Raw genomic sequence first — 16,565 nt, forward strand, 5'->3', positions numbered from 1 at the left:
TAAACAATAATCAATTTTATGTTCTAAAAGGATTTTCTGGTTGGGAAAAATGGAGTCGGCAAATGAAACTGACTGCGTTTTTAAAGGAAACTGGATTTACAAAGACCTATGAATTTTGCTCGTTAATTCCGCCGTTTCTATATAAAAACCGTTTGTTTTCTCTAATCGAGTATATAAAACCTCATAAGGAAAAATTTCATTTTTTTAATGAGGGAAATCGAGAAGAAGGACTTGGACTGCTTTCACAATTCCATTCGGCATCGCATGAAATGGCGGTTGAACTCTATGGAGAGGTTCCCACCTTTAACCAGATTTACAAGTGGGAAGAGAGGCTGCGGTTATTCGAAAGCAGCATTCCCATCATCAGCATATATGTTTCAGATTTTATTTTGAAAGAATTAATTTCCTGGGCATCATGGTCTTTGAATGGCATGAGGTTGTTTAAAAGATTATTCCGGGAAGAAAAAAACACGATTATTCACGGGGATGTCGCCCATCATAATTTCCTGAGAAGCTTTGACGGAACCCTCTGCCTGATCGATTTTGATTTAATCGCTGTTGCGCCTGCGGCGATGGATTATCTGCAATATGCAAACCGAATTCTGCCTTCAGTGAATTATGATCATAACGCCCTGTGGAACTACAAAGAATTATCATTCTATAAGACCAACCCGGCTTTTTTATATGCCCTTGCCTTTCCGACCGATATTTTCAGGGAATGGAACAGGCTTATCAAAGAAAACCGGATGGGGAACCAATCGTATCTTCATGAAGTCTGGAAACTAACTGTTGAAGATTTTAATGACCGGATGGTTTTTTACAGTAACATGGCCGGGATGGTGGAGAATTCGAGTCAATAATGCCTTTTTAGTTCCTCCAATATTTTAGATTATTGGCCTTATCTTACAGGTTAAAAAATCCCTTTGTTATGAATGCTAACAAAGAGTAGGTTATGTATCTCTACTCATCCAATTCAGCAAGGGGGTTTTGTTGTTGAGGAAATTTGTTTTGGCACTTCCGCTCTGTACCATTATCACTGCTGGGCTGTTCGGATGCGGCGTCAATGATGACGGCGGCGACCGTAATCAAGCCGCGAATCCTGCTGGGTATTACTCCACTGAGAAGGACGATTTGGTAAGCCGAATCAATTATCAGGCGCCTGTCCCGCATATGTACAAAGATATGAGTGCGGTGGAGAGAAGACAGGAAGCAATCGAGCGAAGAGGCGGGAACCCAACTGTACCGCTTTCCAACTATGGGAATGGATATTTTTATCAAGATAGTGACTACAGTACAAAGGATGCAAACTACCATGGACACTTAAGCAAACCACAAACGGCTCATTCATCTTATTACACAGCTTACGAAGGCAGACTTGTTGATAAAATCAGGACCAGGGCCAACGATGTAAACCATGTAAATGATTCTCGGGCAGTCGTCTACAAAGGTGATGTTCTTGTAACGACTTTACTTGACGATTACAATGACCATCAAGCTGTAAGGGATGCGATAGAGAAAAAAGTGCGCCCGCTGACCGGAAACTTAAAGCTACATGTTACGACGGACCAGGGGGTCTATTATCGATCAATCGCGCTTGATAATAGCCTGCGCGCTGGCGGTCCAAAAGACATATTTAACCTCGATGCGGCCGATATGTTCAAAAATATCGGGATCCATGAAAATCACTCGCAGTAATCAAAAGCAAAGCTTAGGCTTTGCTTTTTCAATGAAAAGAATGTTGACATGAAACCAAAGGGTTTTATATAATTTGATATGAAACCAAAAGGTTTTATATTTTTTAGAGCAGAAAGAGGAGAATTTATTATGAAAGAAAATACCCTGCATGATATCAAGCAGACCGTTATTTACCAAGCCCCCATTCAAAAAGTATGGGAGGCAGTATCTACTTCTGAAGGAATTGCATCATGGTTCATGCCTAATGATTTTCAGCCGGAACTAGGATATGAGTTCCATTTGCAATCACCATTCGGTCCATCTCCATGCAAAGTCATGGAATTGGATCCTCCTAATAAGCTTACTTTTTCATGGGATAAAGATGGTTGGTTTGTTTCTTTTATCTTAAAAGAGGTAGATGATAAGACTGAATTTACGCTTATACATGGAGGATGGAAAAACCCTGACAATATTATTGGGAAAGCAGGCGAGAAAAGTTCTGTTATTCGTGACAGAATGGATCATGGCTGGACATCGATTGTTGAAAAATTAGGAAAGGTTGTTGAAAAATAGTGTCTACATCAGCACAAAAGCATGATGTATTTCAAGCTATTGCTGATCCAACTCGCAGAGAAGTACTTAGATTGCTTGCTGAAAAAGAATTGCCTATATCAGAACTAACCAGTCATTTCCCCATCAGCCGGACGGCCATTGCAAAGCATCTGCACATCCTTTCTGAAGCAGAACTCGTCAGCGGACGAAAGGTAGGAAGAGAAAAGCGGTACCGGCTCCAGACTGAACCCTTAACAGAATTAAAACAATTTTACGAACAATTCTGGAATAACAAACTCTCGATGCTCAAATATATTGTTGAAGACCAGGAGGATAATGGCCTAGAAGTTATTAAACCAGATCTTGATAAACATAAGAGTTAAATAAGGTCTGCCTGATAAATGATAAATGATAAATTAAATGATTAAATCTCCAGAATCCGGCCAAACTATAGAAAACAGAAGTACCCTTCTTACGGAGAGGTGATGGAAATGAAAGGCCGGCTAGCTTTCTTGACATTGTTGGTCAGTGTGACGTTAGCATCAATCTTCTGGACTGTAACCGTTTCAGGAGAGGAAAAGCAGGAAAAGACGCAGCAGATAACTGGGCCTCTTGAACGCAAGGTGATTCTGCAGAGGGTATATGTAGACGGTGAGATGAGTGAAGAAACAGTGGTTGAGAAGATACAGGCAATGGAAGATTTTTGGGCAAGTTATCGCGACTGGCAGCTCATTGACCAGAACGAGGAGCGGATCATCTTTCAAAAAACCGAAAATGATATTTCTCCATTGCTGAAGGCAAATGGGTTTTTCGGCTTAACGGAGGATGGGACCCTTTCTATTTTTAACGGCAAACCGGATCATTCACAAATCATTCAATCCTTTTTCCAAATAGACGTCAGAAAGCTGGAATCGTATAAACAGAAGGAATTGCAAAAAGGAATCCCGATCTTAAATCGAAATCGGTATCAACAAATGATCGAGGCCTATAAACCCTATTCGCTTCGGGAGAGCTATAAATAAGAGGAACGGGACACTTCGATGTCCCGTTTTTTATGATTTCATCGGATAATAAATCCTGGCCTTCTTTTCACCTTCAGACGGCAAGTCTAAAGAATGAAGAATCCTTTTGGCAGTATGCCGGGAGGGAACATGAAGAAAGTCCCGAAACTCAGTATTTGTAATAGAAGACTTAATAAGCAGGAAATAATCAAGGAGAGCATCAATGTGGGCATCCTTAGATTGAGAGCGGCAAGATGGACAAAACCAGTACCCTTTTTTTCTGGAAATTGGAAGAAAGAAGCATTCCGGACAATGAACGCCGGTGAGCAAGTCTTGCTTAGGGATTGTATATGTTTTTAGAATATTGGTGTTGTGAGGGGAGTGTTCCTTTAATAATAAACGGCTTAGTTTTTTGATTTCTTTAGGAGAAATAAATTCTTTATGATGTTTTTGTTCGAACTCTTTTATTTTATCCAATAGATGTTCAGAGTGACATATTTTTTCGTATTCACGGACGTACCCGGATTTCAGTTTAATGACGGTGGAGGGATTGCTTATGACGACTAAATACTCTGCCGGAATAGGTGGGAGATTTCGGTTCTCCATCCAGGACTGGAATTCCCGTTGCTGTCGCCTTGCCTGCGAAATCGGATCTCGAAATCCTTGTTCTTTGTCGTTGAAGGTTCTGACAAGCTGGTTGAAAGTGCGGTCAAAATGCAAGGTGCCGGAGATATTTTTAACTTCAATAAGAAGCGCAAATGAAGTGGAAAGCAGGAGAGTGTCTATTTGGAAGTTGTATTTCCCATTGCTCAAAGCTAAGTCATGAAAGATAAAATACTTATTTTCAGAAAGTTCGTCTAAATGGATGTCGAGTGATTCCTCTCCATGGTAACCGGCCTTTCTTTTCGTTAAATCCCGGTAAATTTGCTGCTGCCTTGGATGGTTAGGTGGAAGGCGTCTCAATAATGCCTCCAGTTTTTGAACGGTTAATGGTATTTCCCGATTTTTTGCAATCAAAATGTAGCCTCCTTCTTTTTTATTTATGGAGAAATTCTTTCCTTACAAGCATTAATCCTGCATGATTCAAAAAAATTTTGTATTTTACCTACAAGCTTAACTATAAGAGCGATTATCGGAATATATGAGCGATGATCAAGATATATGAGCGATTAGCCAAGTTTGTGGGCGATGAGTGGTTTTCAATAGAGTTTTTTGAAAAATGTAAAGTGATTTAAGAAGATATTTTCCGTGTTTGTCTTCGTTTCAGCATGTAAAGAGCGATGAATGAAATTTAAGAGCGATTACCGAAATATAAGAGCGATTATCAGAATATATGAGCGATTAGCCAAGTTTGTGGGCGATGAGTGGTTTTCAATAGAGTTTTTTGAAAAATGTCAAGTGGTTTAAGAAGATATTTTCCGTGTTTGTCTTCATTTCAGCATGTAAAGAGCGATGAATGAAATTTAAGAGCGATTACCGAAATATAAGAGCGATTATCAGAATATATGAGCGATTAGCCAAATTTGAGGGCGATGAGTGGTTTTCAATAGAGTTTTTTGAAAAATGTCAAGTGGTTTAAGAAGATATTTTCCGTGTTTGTCTTCGTTTCAGCATGTAAAGAGCGATGAATGAAATTTAAGAGCGATTACCGAAATATAAGAGCGATTATCAGAATATATGAGCGATTAGCCAAATTTGTGGGCGATGAGTGGTTTTCAATAGAGTTTTTTGAAAAATGTAAAGTGGTTTAAGAAGATATTTCCCGTGTTTGTCTTCGTTTCAGCTTGTAAAGAGCGATGAATGAAATTTAAGAGCCATTACCGGAATATAAGAGCGATGATCAGAATATATGAGCGATTAGCCAAATTTGTGGGCGATGAGTGGTTTTCAATAGAGTTTTTTGAAAAATGTAAAGTGGTTTAAGAAGATATTTTCCGTGTTTGTCTTCGTTTCAGCTTGTAAAGAGCCATTACCGAAATATAAGAGCGATGATCAGAATATATGAGCGATTAGCCGAATTTGTGGGCGATGAGTGGTTTCAATAGAGTTGTTGTAAAATATGGAGTGGTTTAAGAAGATATTTTTCCGTGTTTATCCTCACTTTAAGATGATAAGGGCTATTATCAAGATATATGAGCGGCCAGGGCAAGTTTATGAGCGATGAGCCCTTTCAACGGGTAAATGCTGTACAGCTTCTTTATTCCTTATCTCGTGAATATGCATCATTCGAGCGATAAACACTCTACTTGCAGCATTTTCTATGGTACAATGAGAGGTAAAGCAAAATCAGGGAGCGAAGAGATTTGTATGATTATATAAAAGGAGCCATTGAGTTTGTCGGGCCCGAATACATAGTTGTCGAAAATGGGGGAATCGGATATCAGGTGATGACGCCGAATCCTTTTATGTTTTCTGCTAAAATAAAGGAACAGGTTCAAATATTTCTGTATCATCATGTTCGTGAAGACATTTTCGCATTATACGGTTTTCAAACAAGAGAGGAAAAGGCGTTGTTCACAAAACTGCTGAACGTTACGGGAATCGGTCCTAAAGGGGCACTTGCAATTTTGGCTTCCGGACAGGTCGATCAAGTGGTGCAGGCGATTGAAAATGAAGATGAAACATTTCTCGTCAAATTCCCGGGTGTAGGAAAAAAAACCGCCCGCCAGATGATTCTCGACTTGAAAGGAAAGCTTGAGAACATAGTCCCGGACTATTTCCCGAACTTGTTCCATGACGGCAACCAGAACATAGCGAGGACAGGCGGTTACACAGAAGAGCTGGACGAAGCGATTCAAGCATTGAAGGCGCTTGGATATTCTGAAAAAGAAGTCCAAAAAGTAGCTAAAGTGCTTCAAAAAGAGGAACTTACGACTGAGCAACATATCAAAAAAGCATTGCAATTGATGTTAAGATAAGGGGTGGCGATATGGAGGAGAGAATTGTAGGCGGGGAAGCTGACCTGAACGAACTGTCCTTTGAGCAAAGCCTTAGACCACAATACTTAAAGCAATATATCGGCCAGGATAAAGTGAAGGCAAACCTCCAGGTGTTCATCGAAGCAGCTAAAATGCGCGAGGAAACGCTCGACCATGTCTTGTTATACGGACCGCCCGGGCTAGGGAAAACGACGCTGGCCGTGATCATTGCCAATGAAATGGGCGTCAATGTAAGGACAACATCAGGACCTGCGATCGAAAGGCCGGGAGATCTGGCCGCGATATTAAGCGCATTGGAGCCGGGTGATGTGCTGTTCATTGATGAAATCCACAGGCTCCCTCGTACGGTGGAAGAAGTCCTGTATCCTTCCATGGAGGATTTTTGCCTTGATATCGTGATCGGCAAGGGGCCTGGGGCGCGTGCGGTCCGCATCGATTTGCCTCCGTTTACGCTTGTCGGCGCTACAACCAGGGCCGGCTCTTTGTCTGCCCCTCTCAGGGATCGTTTTGGTGTCTTGAGCCGCCTTGAATATTATACAGAAGAGCAGCTAAAACAAATTGTTGTCCGCACTGCGGAAATCATGAATGTCGAGATGGACATCCAGGCGGCAGCGGAGATTGCAAGAAGATCGAGGGGGACACCGCGGATTGCAAATCGGCTATTGCGCCGGGTCAGGGATTTTGCCCAGGTCAGGGGAGATGGCACGATTACCATCGAGCTTGCAGACTATGCGCTGGAATTAATGCAGGTTGACCGTTTAGGACTTGATCATATTGACCATAAATTACTTAAAGGCATTATCGAGAAATTCCGTGGGGGACCGGTTGGCTTGGAGACGATAGCGGCAACGATCGGCGAAGAAGCCCATACCATCGAGGATGTGTATGAACCGTATTTACTGCAAATCGGTTTTTTGCAGCGTACGCCGCGAGGAAGATTGGTGACAGAGCATGTCTACCACCATTTCCAGTTGGAGGTGCCTGCTGAATGACGGGTTTGCCGAAGTTATTGATGACAATCGGCGTAATTATTTTCATCATCGGATTTGCCATGAAATTTATCAATCTGGGGAAACTGCCAGGTGATATTTTTATCAAAAAAGGAAACACGACGTTTTACTTTCCGGTTGTTACCTCAATTGTAATCAGCATTGTTTTATCGGCTGTCCTTTATCTTATCAGCCGTTTTCGGTAAAAAGTGATGTACTCCATCCTAAAAAACTATGCATGTTAGGAAGTGGGACAAAATGAAGGTGGAGTTGTTTGATTTTCATTTGCCAGAGGAATTGATTGCCCAGGTACCATTGGAGCATAGGGAACAAAGCAGGCTGATGGTGCTGGATAAGGAAACTGGGGCGATCCAGCACGAAATCTTTAAAGACATTACGGAATATTTACAGCCCGGGGATTGTCTGGTGTTGAACGATACAAGGGTGCTTCCAGCCAGATTGTATGGCAGTAAAGAAGACACCGGGGCAAATGTAGAAGTGCTCTTGCTGAAGCAGGAGGAGGGGGATGCATGGGAAACCCTTGTCAAACCTGCGAAGCGGATTAAAGAAGGCACGAAAATTGTTTTTGGCGACGGAAAATTGACCGCAACATGTACGGATGTACTCGACCATGGAGGCCGCGTTTTGGCTTTCGCTTATGAAGGCATTTTTTACGAAGTACTGGAGGAGCTTGGCAGCATGCCGCTGCCGCCTTACATAAAGGAGCAGCTAGAGGATAAGGAGCGCTATCAGACCGTTTATGCGAAAGAACGGGGATCGGCGGCCGCGCCGACTGCAGGTCTTCATTTCACGGAGCAGCTCCTTGAGGGAATCAAGGAAAAGGGCGTCCATATCGCGTTCATCACGCTTCATGTCGGATTGGGGACATTCCGCCCCGTAAGTGCTGATGATGTCGATGACCATGAAATGCATGCAGAATTCTATCAAATGACCGAGGGTACGGCGCGTTTATTAAATGAGGTAAAAGCAAACGGGGGCAGGATCATCACTGTCGGGACGACTTCAACAAGAACACTTGAAACGATTGCTTCCAAACACGATGGCCTCTTCAAGGAGGAAAGCGGCTGGACAAGCATCTTTATTTTTCCAGGCTACCAGTTCAAGGGCATCGATGCGATGATCACGAATTTTCATTTGCCAAAATCAACGCTGATTATGCTGATAAGCACACTAGCAGGGCGTGAGCATGTCCTGCATGCCTATGAAACGGCAGTAAAAGAAAAATACCGCTTCTTCAGCTTTGGCGACGCGATGCTGATTAAGTAATGCAATATCACTTGAAGTATAACGACGAAATTTGAGGATATGTCATCGAAGTTTGAGATATATCACCAAAAATTTGGATATATCTGGAACTTGAGTTTTATCATCGACTTAAGGATATATCACCGAATTTCAAAACTATCAACAAAACTTGAGTAACACCCTAATTTGCGCTGCTCGAAAGGAGTTACCTTAGTGACGGCAATTCGATATGAACATATTAAAACCGATAAACAAACAGGGGCAAGGCTTGGCATTGTCCATACACCGCATGGTTCGTTCGAGACGCCTGCGTTTATGCCGGTCGGAACGCTGGCAACGGTCAAAACGATGTCTCCGGAAGACTTAAAGACACTGGGTGCCGGCATCATCCTCAGCAATACGTACCATCTCTGGCTGCGGCCGGGGCACGACATTATCAAAGAAGCGGGCGGGTTGCATAAATTCATGAACTGGGACCGTGCGATTTTGACGGATTCCGGCGGTTTCCAGGTTTTCTCTTTAAGTGAATTCCGCAAGATTGAAGAAGAGGGGGTTCATTTCAGGAACCATCTGAATGGGGATAAGCTGTTTTTGTCTCCGGAAAAAGCGATGGAGATCCAGAATGCACTCGGGTCCGACATTATGATGGCGTTTGATGAGTGTCCGCCTTTCCCGGCCACTTTTGAATATATGAAAAAGTCAGTAGAGCGGACTTCGCGCTGGGCGGAAAGATGTTTGGCCGCACACAAGCGTCCTGAAGACCAGGGGCTTTTCGGTATCATCCAAGGCGGGGAATTCGAAGAACTGCGTAAACAAAGTGCAAAGGATTTAGTGTCGCTTGATTTCTCTGGCTATGCAGTCGGCGGGCTATCTGTCGGGGAACCTAAAGATGTCATGAACAAGGTTCTTGAATTCACGACACCATTGCTTCCGGCTGACAAGCCGCGTTATTTAATGGGCGTCGGTTCACCGGATTCATTGATTGATGGGGCGATCCGGGGAATCGATATGTTCGACTGCGTGCTTCCAACGAGAATTGCCCGCAACGGTACGCTCATGACTTCAACAGGCCGTTTAGTAGTGAAAAACGCGAAATATGCGCGGGATTTTGGCCCATTGGATGAAAATTGTGATTGTTATGTTTGCAAGAATTACAGCCGGGCATATATCCGCCACTTAATTCGTTGTGAAGAAACGTTCGGAATTCGTCTTACGACTTACCATAACCTTCATTTTCTGTTAAACTTAATGGAGCAAGTCAGACAAGCGATTCGCGAAGACCGACTTGGAGATTTCAGGGAAGAATTCTTTGAACGATACGGCTTCAATAAGCCCGGTGCGAAGAACTTCTAATTGACTATAAAGAAAGGAGTGATATAGATGCAAGGTTACGGTGGTATTTTGTCACTGGTACTGATGTTCGTTTTGTTTTATTTCCTATTGATCCGTCCTCAGCAAAAGCGTCAAAAACAGACACAAAGCATGCAGACTGGATTGAAGAAAGGTGATAAGATCGTAACGATCGGCGGCCTTCACGGAATCATTGATTCTATTGATGAATCCAAGATCGTCATCAAATGCGGCGATGGCAGCAGGCTTACATACGATAGATCAGCAATCCGAGAAGTTACGGAAAGCGCTCCTGAGCTGACATAAAAACAAGCATGCAAAAAAAACGGTATCCCATTTTGGGATACCGTTTTTTTTTACTCTACAAGACAGCTGCGCTCTTCTAAATTCAGGCATTGCGCGATGAATTCATATTTACCCCAAGGATTCCACCCATCATCGCTGTTACTACAAAACAGCCCTGCTGAATCCATTGCTTTAATGAAAATAAGGAATCGTGTCCGAGATACTGAAATAACAATACGATCAGCATATACAAAATCCCAGTGCCTCCGCCGAGCATCCAGCCCTGCTTTTTTCCTTTTCCACCTGAAATGAAACCACCGATAAAAAGCGAAATGAACGATACAGCCATGATGACATAGGTAAGCGAGGATTCATTTATGCTGGTAAACCGGAGCAGTATCGAAAAGATAAAGCTTGCAACAATGGCAAGGGCAAAAGCGGCACCTACTCCGTATAAAATAGCCATACCTAAATTCTTAGATTCGATGGTCATTCTCTCCCTTCGCAGTTTCCTGCCGGAAATAGTATTTAGTCTTTGTACAAGCATATTCACATCTTTTTCTTTTAGACCAAGGATCGGCACAGAAACGTCAAAAATGGCAATGAAAAGCGGATTAATTGCCAGCATGACGGTCATCCTACTAATATCTATGCAAAGAGGAGGGGCATCTGTGAATGACGTTACCGTAATCTTATTGAGATCTGTGTTTCTGTATTTTTCGCTTTTGCTGCTTTTCCGGCTGATCGGAAAAAGAGAAATCGGCGAATTAAGCATCCTTGATTTAGTCGGAATTATCATGATCGGAGACATCGCTGTATTGGTCATTGAAAATCCTGGAAAACCGCTGATGCATTCACTGCTCCCGATTCTTGCAATCGCACTGATTCAGATTATGCTTGCCCTGCTGTCGCTTAGAAGCCAAAAATTCAGGGAAGTGATCGAAGGAAAGCCAACCATTATCATCAATAAAGGAAAAATCGATGAAAAAATGATGAGAAAGCAGCGCTATAATTTCGATGACCTGCTCATTCAGCTCCGTCAAAATAACATTATCCATATTGAAGAGGTAGAGTATGCAATCTTAGAGCCATCCGGCCAGCTTTCCATCATAGAGAAAAAAGATGTACAGAACCAGGAGGACAATTTACCGTTTCCATTGGTCGTAGACGGCGTGGCCCAGGAAGATAGCCTATCACAAATGGGCAAGAACCATTTATGGCTGCGGCAACAGTTGAAAGAGAGAGGCTATCAGGACATAAAGAGCATTTCGATTTGCACATATGATGACGGCGTTTTTTACATTGATGAAAAATAACCCGCCATACCCAGGGAGCTAGGCCAGGTTATCGGATTATCGAAAGGCGAATTTAGACAAAAACATGCCGATATAAGGAATACGCTTGATTTCCGCCTTTCTTATTACACCGGTTAACAATGAAATAGCCAAGAAGACGGCAGAAATGACAGTAGCCGAAAGCAACAGCTGACTTAACGGGGCAAGGCTTGAAAATAAGGAATAATACGCATAGTGACCGGACCCGCCCGCAATTACCGCAATCGCAATCGGAGAAAGATATGTCCTGATTTTCAACGTAAACGGGATCACTTTTAAAATTGTGCTGAAATGAAGAAATGTTACCAGAATGGTTCCTGACGCGATTCCGATCGCAGCTCCCATAATCCCGAAGCTTTCTTTGGAAGCGAGCAGCCAGATGATCACAATTTTTACAACCGCGCCGATAAAGCTGTTGATCATCGCTGCTTTTGCGAGATTAAGCGCCTGGAGCATTGATTGCAAAGGCAATTGACAATAAAATAATATGAAAAATGGCGCTAAGAATTTAATAAAGATGGCGGCGTTTGAAGAGTGGTACATAACTTCAAGAACAGGCTCGGCAAGGACGAACAAAATGACCATCGCAAGGGAACCGGTGATAAAGGTGATTCGCAATGTTTGCTGCAGCCTTCGCTCAATCAGGCTGTAATCCCCCAACGATTTCGCTTCACTGACGGCCGGTACCAGGGACGTTGCAAGTGACGTCGTAACAAAGGAAGGCAGCATCAATAACGGCAAGGCATAACCAGTCAGTTCCCCGTATTGTCTCGTGGCAATAGCGGTAGACACCCCAGCGATCGCCAGGCTTTGCGCAACGACAATCGGTTCAAAAAACCACGATATATTCCCGATTAACCTGCTGCCGGTAGTTGGGAGCCCGATGCCCATCAACTCTATAAATGTCCCTTTGCTCGACTTCGCCATGGAAAAAAAGTTCTTTCTAACTCGAAAATGTTTTTTCAGCTTAAAGGTGGTCATTAAATACACTAATGACACAAGCTCACCGATGACCGAAGCAAACATCGCTCCCATGGCCGCATATTCAATTCCGTATGGCAGAAAGGCTTTCGTCAGCACGGCAATGAAGGTAATCCGCGCAATCTGTTCGATAACCTGTGAAAGAGCGTATGGCTTCATATTTTGCCTTCCCTGGAAGTAACCTCTTAAAACAGAAGAGATCGCCACGATGGGAACGATCGGGGCTATTGCCATCAAAGGCCAGATCGTCCGGTCATCCGTAAATAATGTTTCCGCAAGCATCGGCGCCAAAAGCAGCATCGCCGGTGTGAAGATCAGCGACAAACCGAATGTACAGGTCAGTGCCACGACCAGGATCTTCTTTACTTTTTTATCATCACCCCTTGCATCTGCCTCGGCGACAAACTTTGAAATCGCGACAGGCAATCCGAGCTGGGTAATGGTTATGACAAGAAATAGAGTCGGCAAAGCCATCATATATAACCCTACGCCCTCTTCCCCGATAAAACGAGCGATGACGATCCGATTTATAAAACCCAGAATACGCGTTATTAAAGTGGCTATTAAAAGAATGAACGTTCCTCTTAAGAATTTGGACATCCTTAGTAATCCCTGCCTTCTCAAATATGCTGATATCATATACAATTATCTATATGCAAGGACTTGGACAAAGCATGACAGGCTCTCGTAAAATAATCAGATGAACCTGAAAAGCGAATGAATGTGCAAGGTGTATTTTTATAAAAAATATGGGGGAAGTATCGATGGCAAACCAGCATCTCTACCAACGTTTTTATCCAGCACTGAAGCCTGCATTAAAAAGCAAAGCAGAAGAATTGAACCTGCTCGGCCTCGGAGCTGTAAAAGAAGTGGAAATCTGGATGTATCTGACCCGGAAAAAATGGAAGCGTCCGCAGGAAAAAATTCATTTATATGAACTGGTCAATGATATCCTTACGATAAACAGCAGCCAGTTTATGACGTTTGTGACAATTGAAGCTTACAAGGCGCCAAATATATGGAATGACCTATCATCCGAGGATTTGAAAGAACTGTTAAAAGATTAATCTTAAATTGACAGTAGTTTCTATTTCAATCATAATAATGTTGTTGCTTTTATCACATAACATATAGGTATATTCAATTTTTTTATGTTATACCCAATATTGAAAATAAAGGCCGGAGCTCGAAAACCAACTCCATGATAGGCGTTTAAAGAAAGAAAGGGGCCTACTACATAATGGTAAAAAGAAGCAGAATCGTTGTGTTTTTTATAATTGTAATTGCCATTTTCGCAGCGATTAGTACATCTTCTAAAGGGATCCTGGGCAATATTAAGCTTGGTCTTGATTTGCAGGGCGGTTTTGAAGTTTTATATGAAGTGAAACCGGAAAACGGCGGGAAGGTTACCCAGGAAATGCTCAACAGCACTGCTGAAGCATTGGACAGGCGTGTCAACGTATTGGGCGTCAGCGAGCCTAATATACAAATTGAGGGTGATGACAGGATCCGCGTTCAGCTTGCCGGGGTAACAGACCAGAATAACGCCCGTGAAATCCTTTCCACTCAGGCGAAACTGAGTTTCCATGACTTTAACGACAAAGAAATGATGACCGGATCAGACTTGGCGGAGGGCGGAGCTCAGCAGACCTTCGATGAAAATAACCAGCCTGTTGTCGAAGTAACCTTGAAGGACCCGCAGAAATTCAAAGAGATCACCGAGCAAATTTCAGTAATGCCGCCGCCAACAAACATTCTCGCAATCTGGCTTGATTTTGAAGAAGGAAAAGACAGCATACAAAAACCTGAGACCCAGGATAATATGATTTCCAACCCTCAAGTCAGTGAGATATTCGATACGAACAAAGTATTAATTACCGGACAGTTTACGCTAGAGGAAGCGAAAGAATTGGCAGATCTTTTGAATGCAGGGGCACTTCCGGTAGAACTTACAGAAGAATACTCTACGTCCGTTGGGGCGAAATTCGGGGAACAGGCGTTAAATGAGACAATCTTTGCCGGCATCATCGGGATCGCGCTGGTGTTCGCCTTTATGATTTTCTATTACCGTTTCCCTGGTTTTATCGCCGTTGTTACACTAATCATCTATCTCTATCTGACGTTATTGGTGTTTGACTGGATGAATGCCGTCTTAACACTTCCAGGGGTCGCTGCCTTAATCCTTGGGGTTGGTATGGCCGTCGATGCCAATATCATCACATACGAACGGATTAAAGATGAACTGAAACTGGGCCGTTCCGTTCCATCCGCCTATGCGGCAGGAAATAAAAACTCGCTGGCTACGATTACCGATGCGAACTTAACGACCCTTTTGGCAGCTGCGGTCCTATTCTTTTACGGGACAAGTTCGGTCAAAGGCTTTGCGACTACTTTGATTATCAGTATCTTAATGAGTTTCATCACCGCTGTTTATGGCACCCGTTTATTCATGAGCCTCTGGATCAACAGCAGAATCTTTAATAAACGGCCATCATGGCTTGGAGTTAATAAAAAAGATATTCATGAGCTTTCGGAAACAAGAGATGTTACCGAGCTCCCTACCCGATTTGATAAATGGGATTTTGTTAAACGAAGAAAAGTGTTCTATGGGATTTCCATCGGCATCACCATAATAGGGATCATATTTCTGTTTGTCTTTAAGATGAATCTCGGAATCGATTTTACAAGCGGAACCAGAATGGACTTTACTGCCAATAAACCGCTGACGACTGAGGAAGTACAAGGTCATTTAAAAGCATTGGATTTACCTGATGAAGATATTGTGATTTCAGGAAGCAATAATGAAATCGGCACCGTCCGTTTTATAGGGGTACTGGATAAGAATGAAATCGCCGAAGTCAAGGACTATTTCAATGAGGAAGTCGGTGCCGAGCCGAATATCAGTACCGTATCGCCTACAATCGGCAGAGAATTGGCTCAAAACGCGATTATTGCCGTACTGATTTCTTCAATCGGAATCATCCTGTACGCGACAATTCGCTTTGAATGGCGAATGGCGCTTCCTGCCGTTATTGCCCTGTTACACGATGCGTTCTTTATTATCACAGTCTTCAGCTTGCTGCGCCTGGAAGTCGATTTGACCTTTATCGCTGCAATCTTGACGATTGTCGGGTATTCGATCAATGATACGATTGTTACCTTTGACCGGATCCGCGAAAATATGCGTAAGAAAAGAAAAATCAAGACAGTCGCCGAACTTGAAGAGATTGTCAATGTAAGTATCAGACAAACCTTGACCCGCTCCTTCAACACGGTATTCATGGTAATCATAACCGTTGCAGCGTTAATGATTTTCGGAAGCCCGTCAATCGGTAATTTCTCGATCGCGTTGCTAGTCGGATTGATTTGCGGTGTCTACTCATCCCTTTATATCGCCTCGCAACTATGGCTCGACCTAAAGGCGAAAGAATTGAAGAAAAAAGGTACACTGATCACATATAAAGAAAAGAAACCGAGCCAGGAAGCTCAGGTGTAACAGGAAAAAGACCAATTCGCATTTTACATGCGGATTGGTCTTTTTCCGTTTGGCGGCAATACTGGAAAGGTTGGGACGAGGTTTTGATTAGCAAAAAAAACAGAAGTTCTGTTATGCTCCATAAAGGAAGACTTTAAAAGAACATTTTTCTAATAAAGTGACAAATTATAAAGCCAGATATTACTAGTGCTGCTGCCCTAACTTATACAACAACTGTCCAATTGAATTTTCTAACATCATTTTCCAATTCGTGCGAAAAACTTGAAACTGGCAATAAAGGGCGCATAATGGATATTAACGGAAGATCAGTAAACGGCTGGTGCAGAATTCACTATATAGGCAAACCAGGCTATGTAAGCAGCCGGTATATGAATGCATCTAAGTCTATTGCTCCGAGTAAGAAAAAGTCTGTTCAGGTCGTTTCAAATCCTGAGAGTACTACTGTGATTGTAAATAAACAAAATAAACTCCCTGATGGTTACATTGCCAAGGATCTAGTTTATGCATCAATCCCGTTTATTTCTAATGAGAAAACGGAAAAGAGCATATGGAAAAGAAGCGATTACGGGTTATCAGTATGAACCATGGCATCTTAGATATGTAGGCACACCAATCGCTGAAGAAATTATGAATCGTGGAATTACTCTTGAAGAGTACTTTCATGTAAAACCGGTTCACAAGTAAAACGGCTGGGAAAC

Annotated in this window: 19 protein-coding genes; 16 read left to right on the plus strand and 3 right to left on the minus strand. The window is 42.7% G+C overall.

All coding sequences use genetic code 11. The annotated features are described in order from the left end of the window. The first annotated feature begins 62 nt into the window (after window positions 1–62). The 5 genes from ELQ35_RS14640 to ELQ35_RS14660 all read left to right on the plus strand — a co-directional run bounded on the left by ELQ35_RS14640 (window position 63) and on the right by ELQ35_RS14660 (window position 3,248). Window positions 63–860: a phosphotransferase gene (locus ELQ35_RS14640; RefSeq protein ID WP_126865566.1), complete on the plus strand. Its 798-nt coding sequence runs from the start codon at window positions 63–65 to the stop codon at window positions 858–860. Window positions 861–993: 133 nt separating this feature from the next. Then, on the plus strand, window positions 994–1,695 hold the full coding sequence (locus ELQ35_RS14645) for a YhcN/YlaJ family sporulation lipoprotein (RefSeq protein ID WP_185861779.1): 702 nt from the start codon (window positions 994–996) through the stop codon (window positions 1,693–1,695). A gap of 126 nt (window positions 1,696–1,821) precedes the next feature. Then, the gene (locus ELQ35_RS14650; RefSeq protein WP_126865680.1) at window positions 1,822–2,247 is read left to right on the plus strand and encodes an SRPBCC family protein; all 426 of its coding nucleotides are present in this window, start codon (window positions 1,822–1,824) and stop codon (window positions 2,245–2,247) included. After that, entirely contained in the window at window positions 2,247–2,609 is a 363-nt protein-coding gene (locus tag ELQ35_RS14655; RefSeq protein ID WP_126865568.1) for an ArsR/SmtB family transcription factor, read from the plus strand. Before ELQ35_RS14650 ends, ELQ35_RS14655 begins: the two co-directional genes overlap by 1 nt. 108 nt (window positions 2,610–2,717) lie before the next feature. Continuing rightward, complete coding sequence (locus ELQ35_RS14660) at window positions 2,718–3,248, plus strand: intercompartmental signaling factor BofC (protein ID WP_126865569.1); 531 nt, start codon at window positions 2,718–2,720, stop codon at window positions 3,246–3,248. A 30-nt stretch (window positions 3,249–3,278) separates the two neighbouring features. On the opposite strand, the gene ELQ35_RS14665 is transcribed toward ELQ35_RS14660, so the two are convergent. Further along, the gene (locus tag ELQ35_RS14665) at window positions 3,279–4,244 is read right to left on the minus strand and encodes a nuclease-related domain-containing protein (RefSeq protein WP_126865570.1); all 966 of its coding nucleotides are present in this window, start codon (window positions 4,242–4,244) and stop codon (window positions 3,279–3,281) included. Between the two features lie 1,286 nt (window positions 4,245–5,530). Here ELQ35_RS14665 and ruvA point away from each other — a divergent pair. The 6 genes from ruvA to yajC all read left to right on the plus strand — a co-directional run bounded on the left by ruvA (window position 5,531) and on the right by yajC (window position 10,077). Then, window positions 5,531–6,145: a Holliday junction branch migration protein RuvA gene (gene ruvA, locus ELQ35_RS14670; protein WP_126865571.1), complete on the plus strand. Its 615-nt coding sequence runs from the start codon at window positions 5,531–5,533 to the stop codon at window positions 6,143–6,145. Between the two features lie 11 nt (window positions 6,146–6,156). Further along, a complete protein-coding gene (gene ruvB, locus ELQ35_RS14675) occupies window positions 6,157–7,158 on the plus strand; it encodes a Holliday junction branch migration DNA helicase RuvB (protein ID WP_126865572.1) in 1,002 nt (333 codons plus the stop codon). Beyond that, the gene (locus tag ELQ35_RS14680) at window positions 7,155–7,361 is read left to right on the plus strand and encodes a DUF2905 domain-containing protein (RefSeq protein WP_126865573.1); all 207 of its coding nucleotides are present in this window, start codon (window positions 7,155–7,157) and stop codon (window positions 7,359–7,361) included. Before ruvB ends, ELQ35_RS14680 begins: the two co-directional genes overlap by 4 nt. Window positions 7,362–7,413: 52 nt before the next feature. Further along, window positions 7,414–8,442: a tRNA preQ1(34) S-adenosylmethionine ribosyltransferase-isomerase QueA gene (queA, locus tag ELQ35_RS14685; protein ID WP_126865574.1), complete on the plus strand. Its 1,029-nt coding sequence runs from the start codon at window positions 7,414–7,416 to the stop codon at window positions 8,440–8,442. A 192-nt stretch (window positions 8,443–8,634) separates the two neighbouring features. Continuing rightward, window positions 8,635–9,774 (plus strand): tRNA guanosine(34) transglycosylase Tgt, encoded by a 1,140-nt coding sequence (tgt, locus tag ELQ35_RS14690; RefSeq protein ID WP_126865575.1) that lies wholly within the window; start codon window positions 8,635–8,637, stop codon window positions 9,772–9,774. Window positions 9,775–9,801: 27 nt separating this feature from the next. Next, window positions 9,802–10,077 (plus strand): preprotein translocase subunit YajC, encoded by a 276-nt coding sequence (yajC, locus tag ELQ35_RS14695; protein WP_126865576.1) that lies wholly within the window; start codon window positions 9,802–9,804, stop codon window positions 10,075–10,077. Window positions 10,078–10,159: 82 nt separating this feature from the next. On the opposite strand, the gene ELQ35_RS14700 is transcribed toward yajC, so the two are convergent. Next, window positions 10,160–10,684: a TIGR04086 family membrane protein gene (locus ELQ35_RS14700; RefSeq protein WP_307365305.1), complete on the minus strand. Its 525-nt coding sequence runs from the start codon at window positions 10,682–10,684 to the stop codon at window positions 10,160–10,162. Window positions 10,685–10,727: 43 nt separating this feature from the next. Between ELQ35_RS14700 and ELQ35_RS14705 the strand changes: the two genes are divergently transcribed. Continuing rightward, window positions 10,728–11,372 (plus strand): DUF421 domain-containing protein, encoded by a 645-nt coding sequence (locus ELQ35_RS14705; protein WP_126865577.1) that lies wholly within the window; start codon window positions 10,728–10,730, stop codon window positions 11,370–11,372. A gap of 36 nt (window positions 11,373–11,408) precedes the next feature. Here the strand turns inward: ELQ35_RS14705 and spoVB are convergent, their stop codons facing one another. Next, window positions 11,409–12,971 carry a stage V sporulation protein B gene (gene spoVB, locus ELQ35_RS14710; RefSeq protein WP_126865578.1) on the minus strand — a complete coding sequence of 521 codons (1,563 nt, stop codon included), beginning with the start codon at window positions 12,969–12,971 and terminating at the stop codon, window positions 11,409–11,411. Window positions 12,972–13,135: 164 nt separating this feature from the next. Here spoVB and ELQ35_RS14715 point away from each other — a divergent pair, with 164 nt between their 5' ends. The 4 genes from ELQ35_RS14715 to ELQ35_RS14725 all read left to right on the plus strand — a co-directional run bounded on the left by ELQ35_RS14715 (window position 13,136) and on the right by ELQ35_RS14725 (window position 16,551). Next, window positions 13,136–13,438 (plus strand): post-transcriptional regulator, encoded by a 303-nt coding sequence (locus ELQ35_RS14715; protein WP_126865579.1) that lies wholly within the window; start codon window positions 13,136–13,138, stop codon window positions 13,436–13,438. Window positions 13,439–13,611: 173 nt separating this feature from the next. Next, window positions 13,612–15,867 carry a protein translocase subunit SecDF gene (gene secDF, locus ELQ35_RS14720; RefSeq protein ID WP_126865580.1) on the plus strand — a complete coding sequence of 752 codons (2,256 nt, stop codon included), beginning with the start codon at window positions 13,612–13,614 and terminating at the stop codon, window positions 15,865–15,867. A gap of 287 nt (window positions 15,868–16,154) precedes the next feature. After that, on the plus strand, window positions 16,155–16,448 hold the full coding sequence (locus ELQ35_RS22650) for an SH3 domain-containing protein (protein WP_185861787.1): 294 nt from the start codon (window positions 16,155–16,157) through the stop codon (window positions 16,446–16,448). Then, complete coding sequence (locus tag ELQ35_RS14725) at window positions 16,393–16,551, plus strand: D-alanyl-D-alanine carboxypeptidase family protein (RefSeq protein ID WP_281278129.1); 159 nt, start codon at window positions 16,393–16,395, stop codon at window positions 16,549–16,551. Before ELQ35_RS22650 ends, ELQ35_RS14725 begins: the two co-directional genes overlap by 56 nt. The last annotated feature ends 14 nt before the right edge of the window (window positions 16,552–16,565 follow it).

Source organism: Peribacillus cavernae, assembly GCF_003989135.1.
Lineage (GTDB): Bacteria > Bacillota > Bacilli > Bacillales > DSM-1321 > Peribacillus > Peribacillus cavernae.

Excerpts from the sequence above, each read along its gene's own strand:
- ELQ35_RS14640 (WP_126865566.1), top strand. The coding sequence starts at position 63 with ATGAAACTGACTGCGTTTTTAAAGGAAACTGGATTTACAAAGACCTAT.
- ELQ35_RS14660 (WP_126865569.1), top strand. The coding sequence starts at position 2,718 with ATGAAAGGCCGGCTAGCTTTCTTGACATTGTTGGTCAGTGTGACGTTA.
- ruvB (WP_126865572.1), top strand. The coding sequence starts at position 6,157 with ATGGAGGAGAGAATTGTAGGCGGGGAAGCTGACCTGAACGAACTGTCC.
- ELQ35_RS14680 (WP_126865573.1), top strand. The coding sequence starts at position 7,155 with ATGACGGGTTTGCCGAAGTTATTGATGACAATCGGCGTAATTATTTTC.
- queA (WP_126865574.1), top strand. The coding sequence starts at position 7,414 with ATGAAGGTGGAGTTGTTTGATTTTCATTTGCCAGAGGAATTGATTGCC.
- yajC (WP_126865576.1), top strand. The coding sequence starts at position 9,802 with ATGCAAGGTTACGGTGGTATTTTGTCACTGGTACTGATGTTCGTTTTG.
- ELQ35_RS14700 (WP_307365305.1), bottom strand. The coding sequence starts at position 10,684 with ATGCTGGCAATTAATCCGCTTTTCATTGCCATTTTTGACGTTTCTGTG.
- spoVB (WP_126865578.1), bottom strand. The coding sequence starts at position 12,971 with ATGTCCAAATTCTTAAGAGGAACGTTCATTCTTTTAATAGCCACTTTA.
- ELQ35_RS14715 (WP_126865579.1), top strand. The coding sequence starts at position 13,136 with ATGGCAAACCAGCATCTCTACCAACGTTTTTATCCAGCACTGAAGCCT.
- secDF (WP_126865580.1), top strand. The coding sequence starts at position 13,612 with ATGGTAAAAAGAAGCAGAATCGTTGTGTTTTTTATAATTGTAATTGCC.
- ELQ35_RS22650 (WP_185861787.1), top strand. The coding sequence starts at position 16,155 with ATGGATATTAACGGAAGATCAGTAAACGGCTGGTGCAGAATTCACTAT.
- ELQ35_RS14725 (WP_281278129.1), top strand. The coding sequence starts at position 16,393 with ATGAGAAAACGGAAAAGAGCATATGGAAAAGAAGCGATTACGGGTTAT.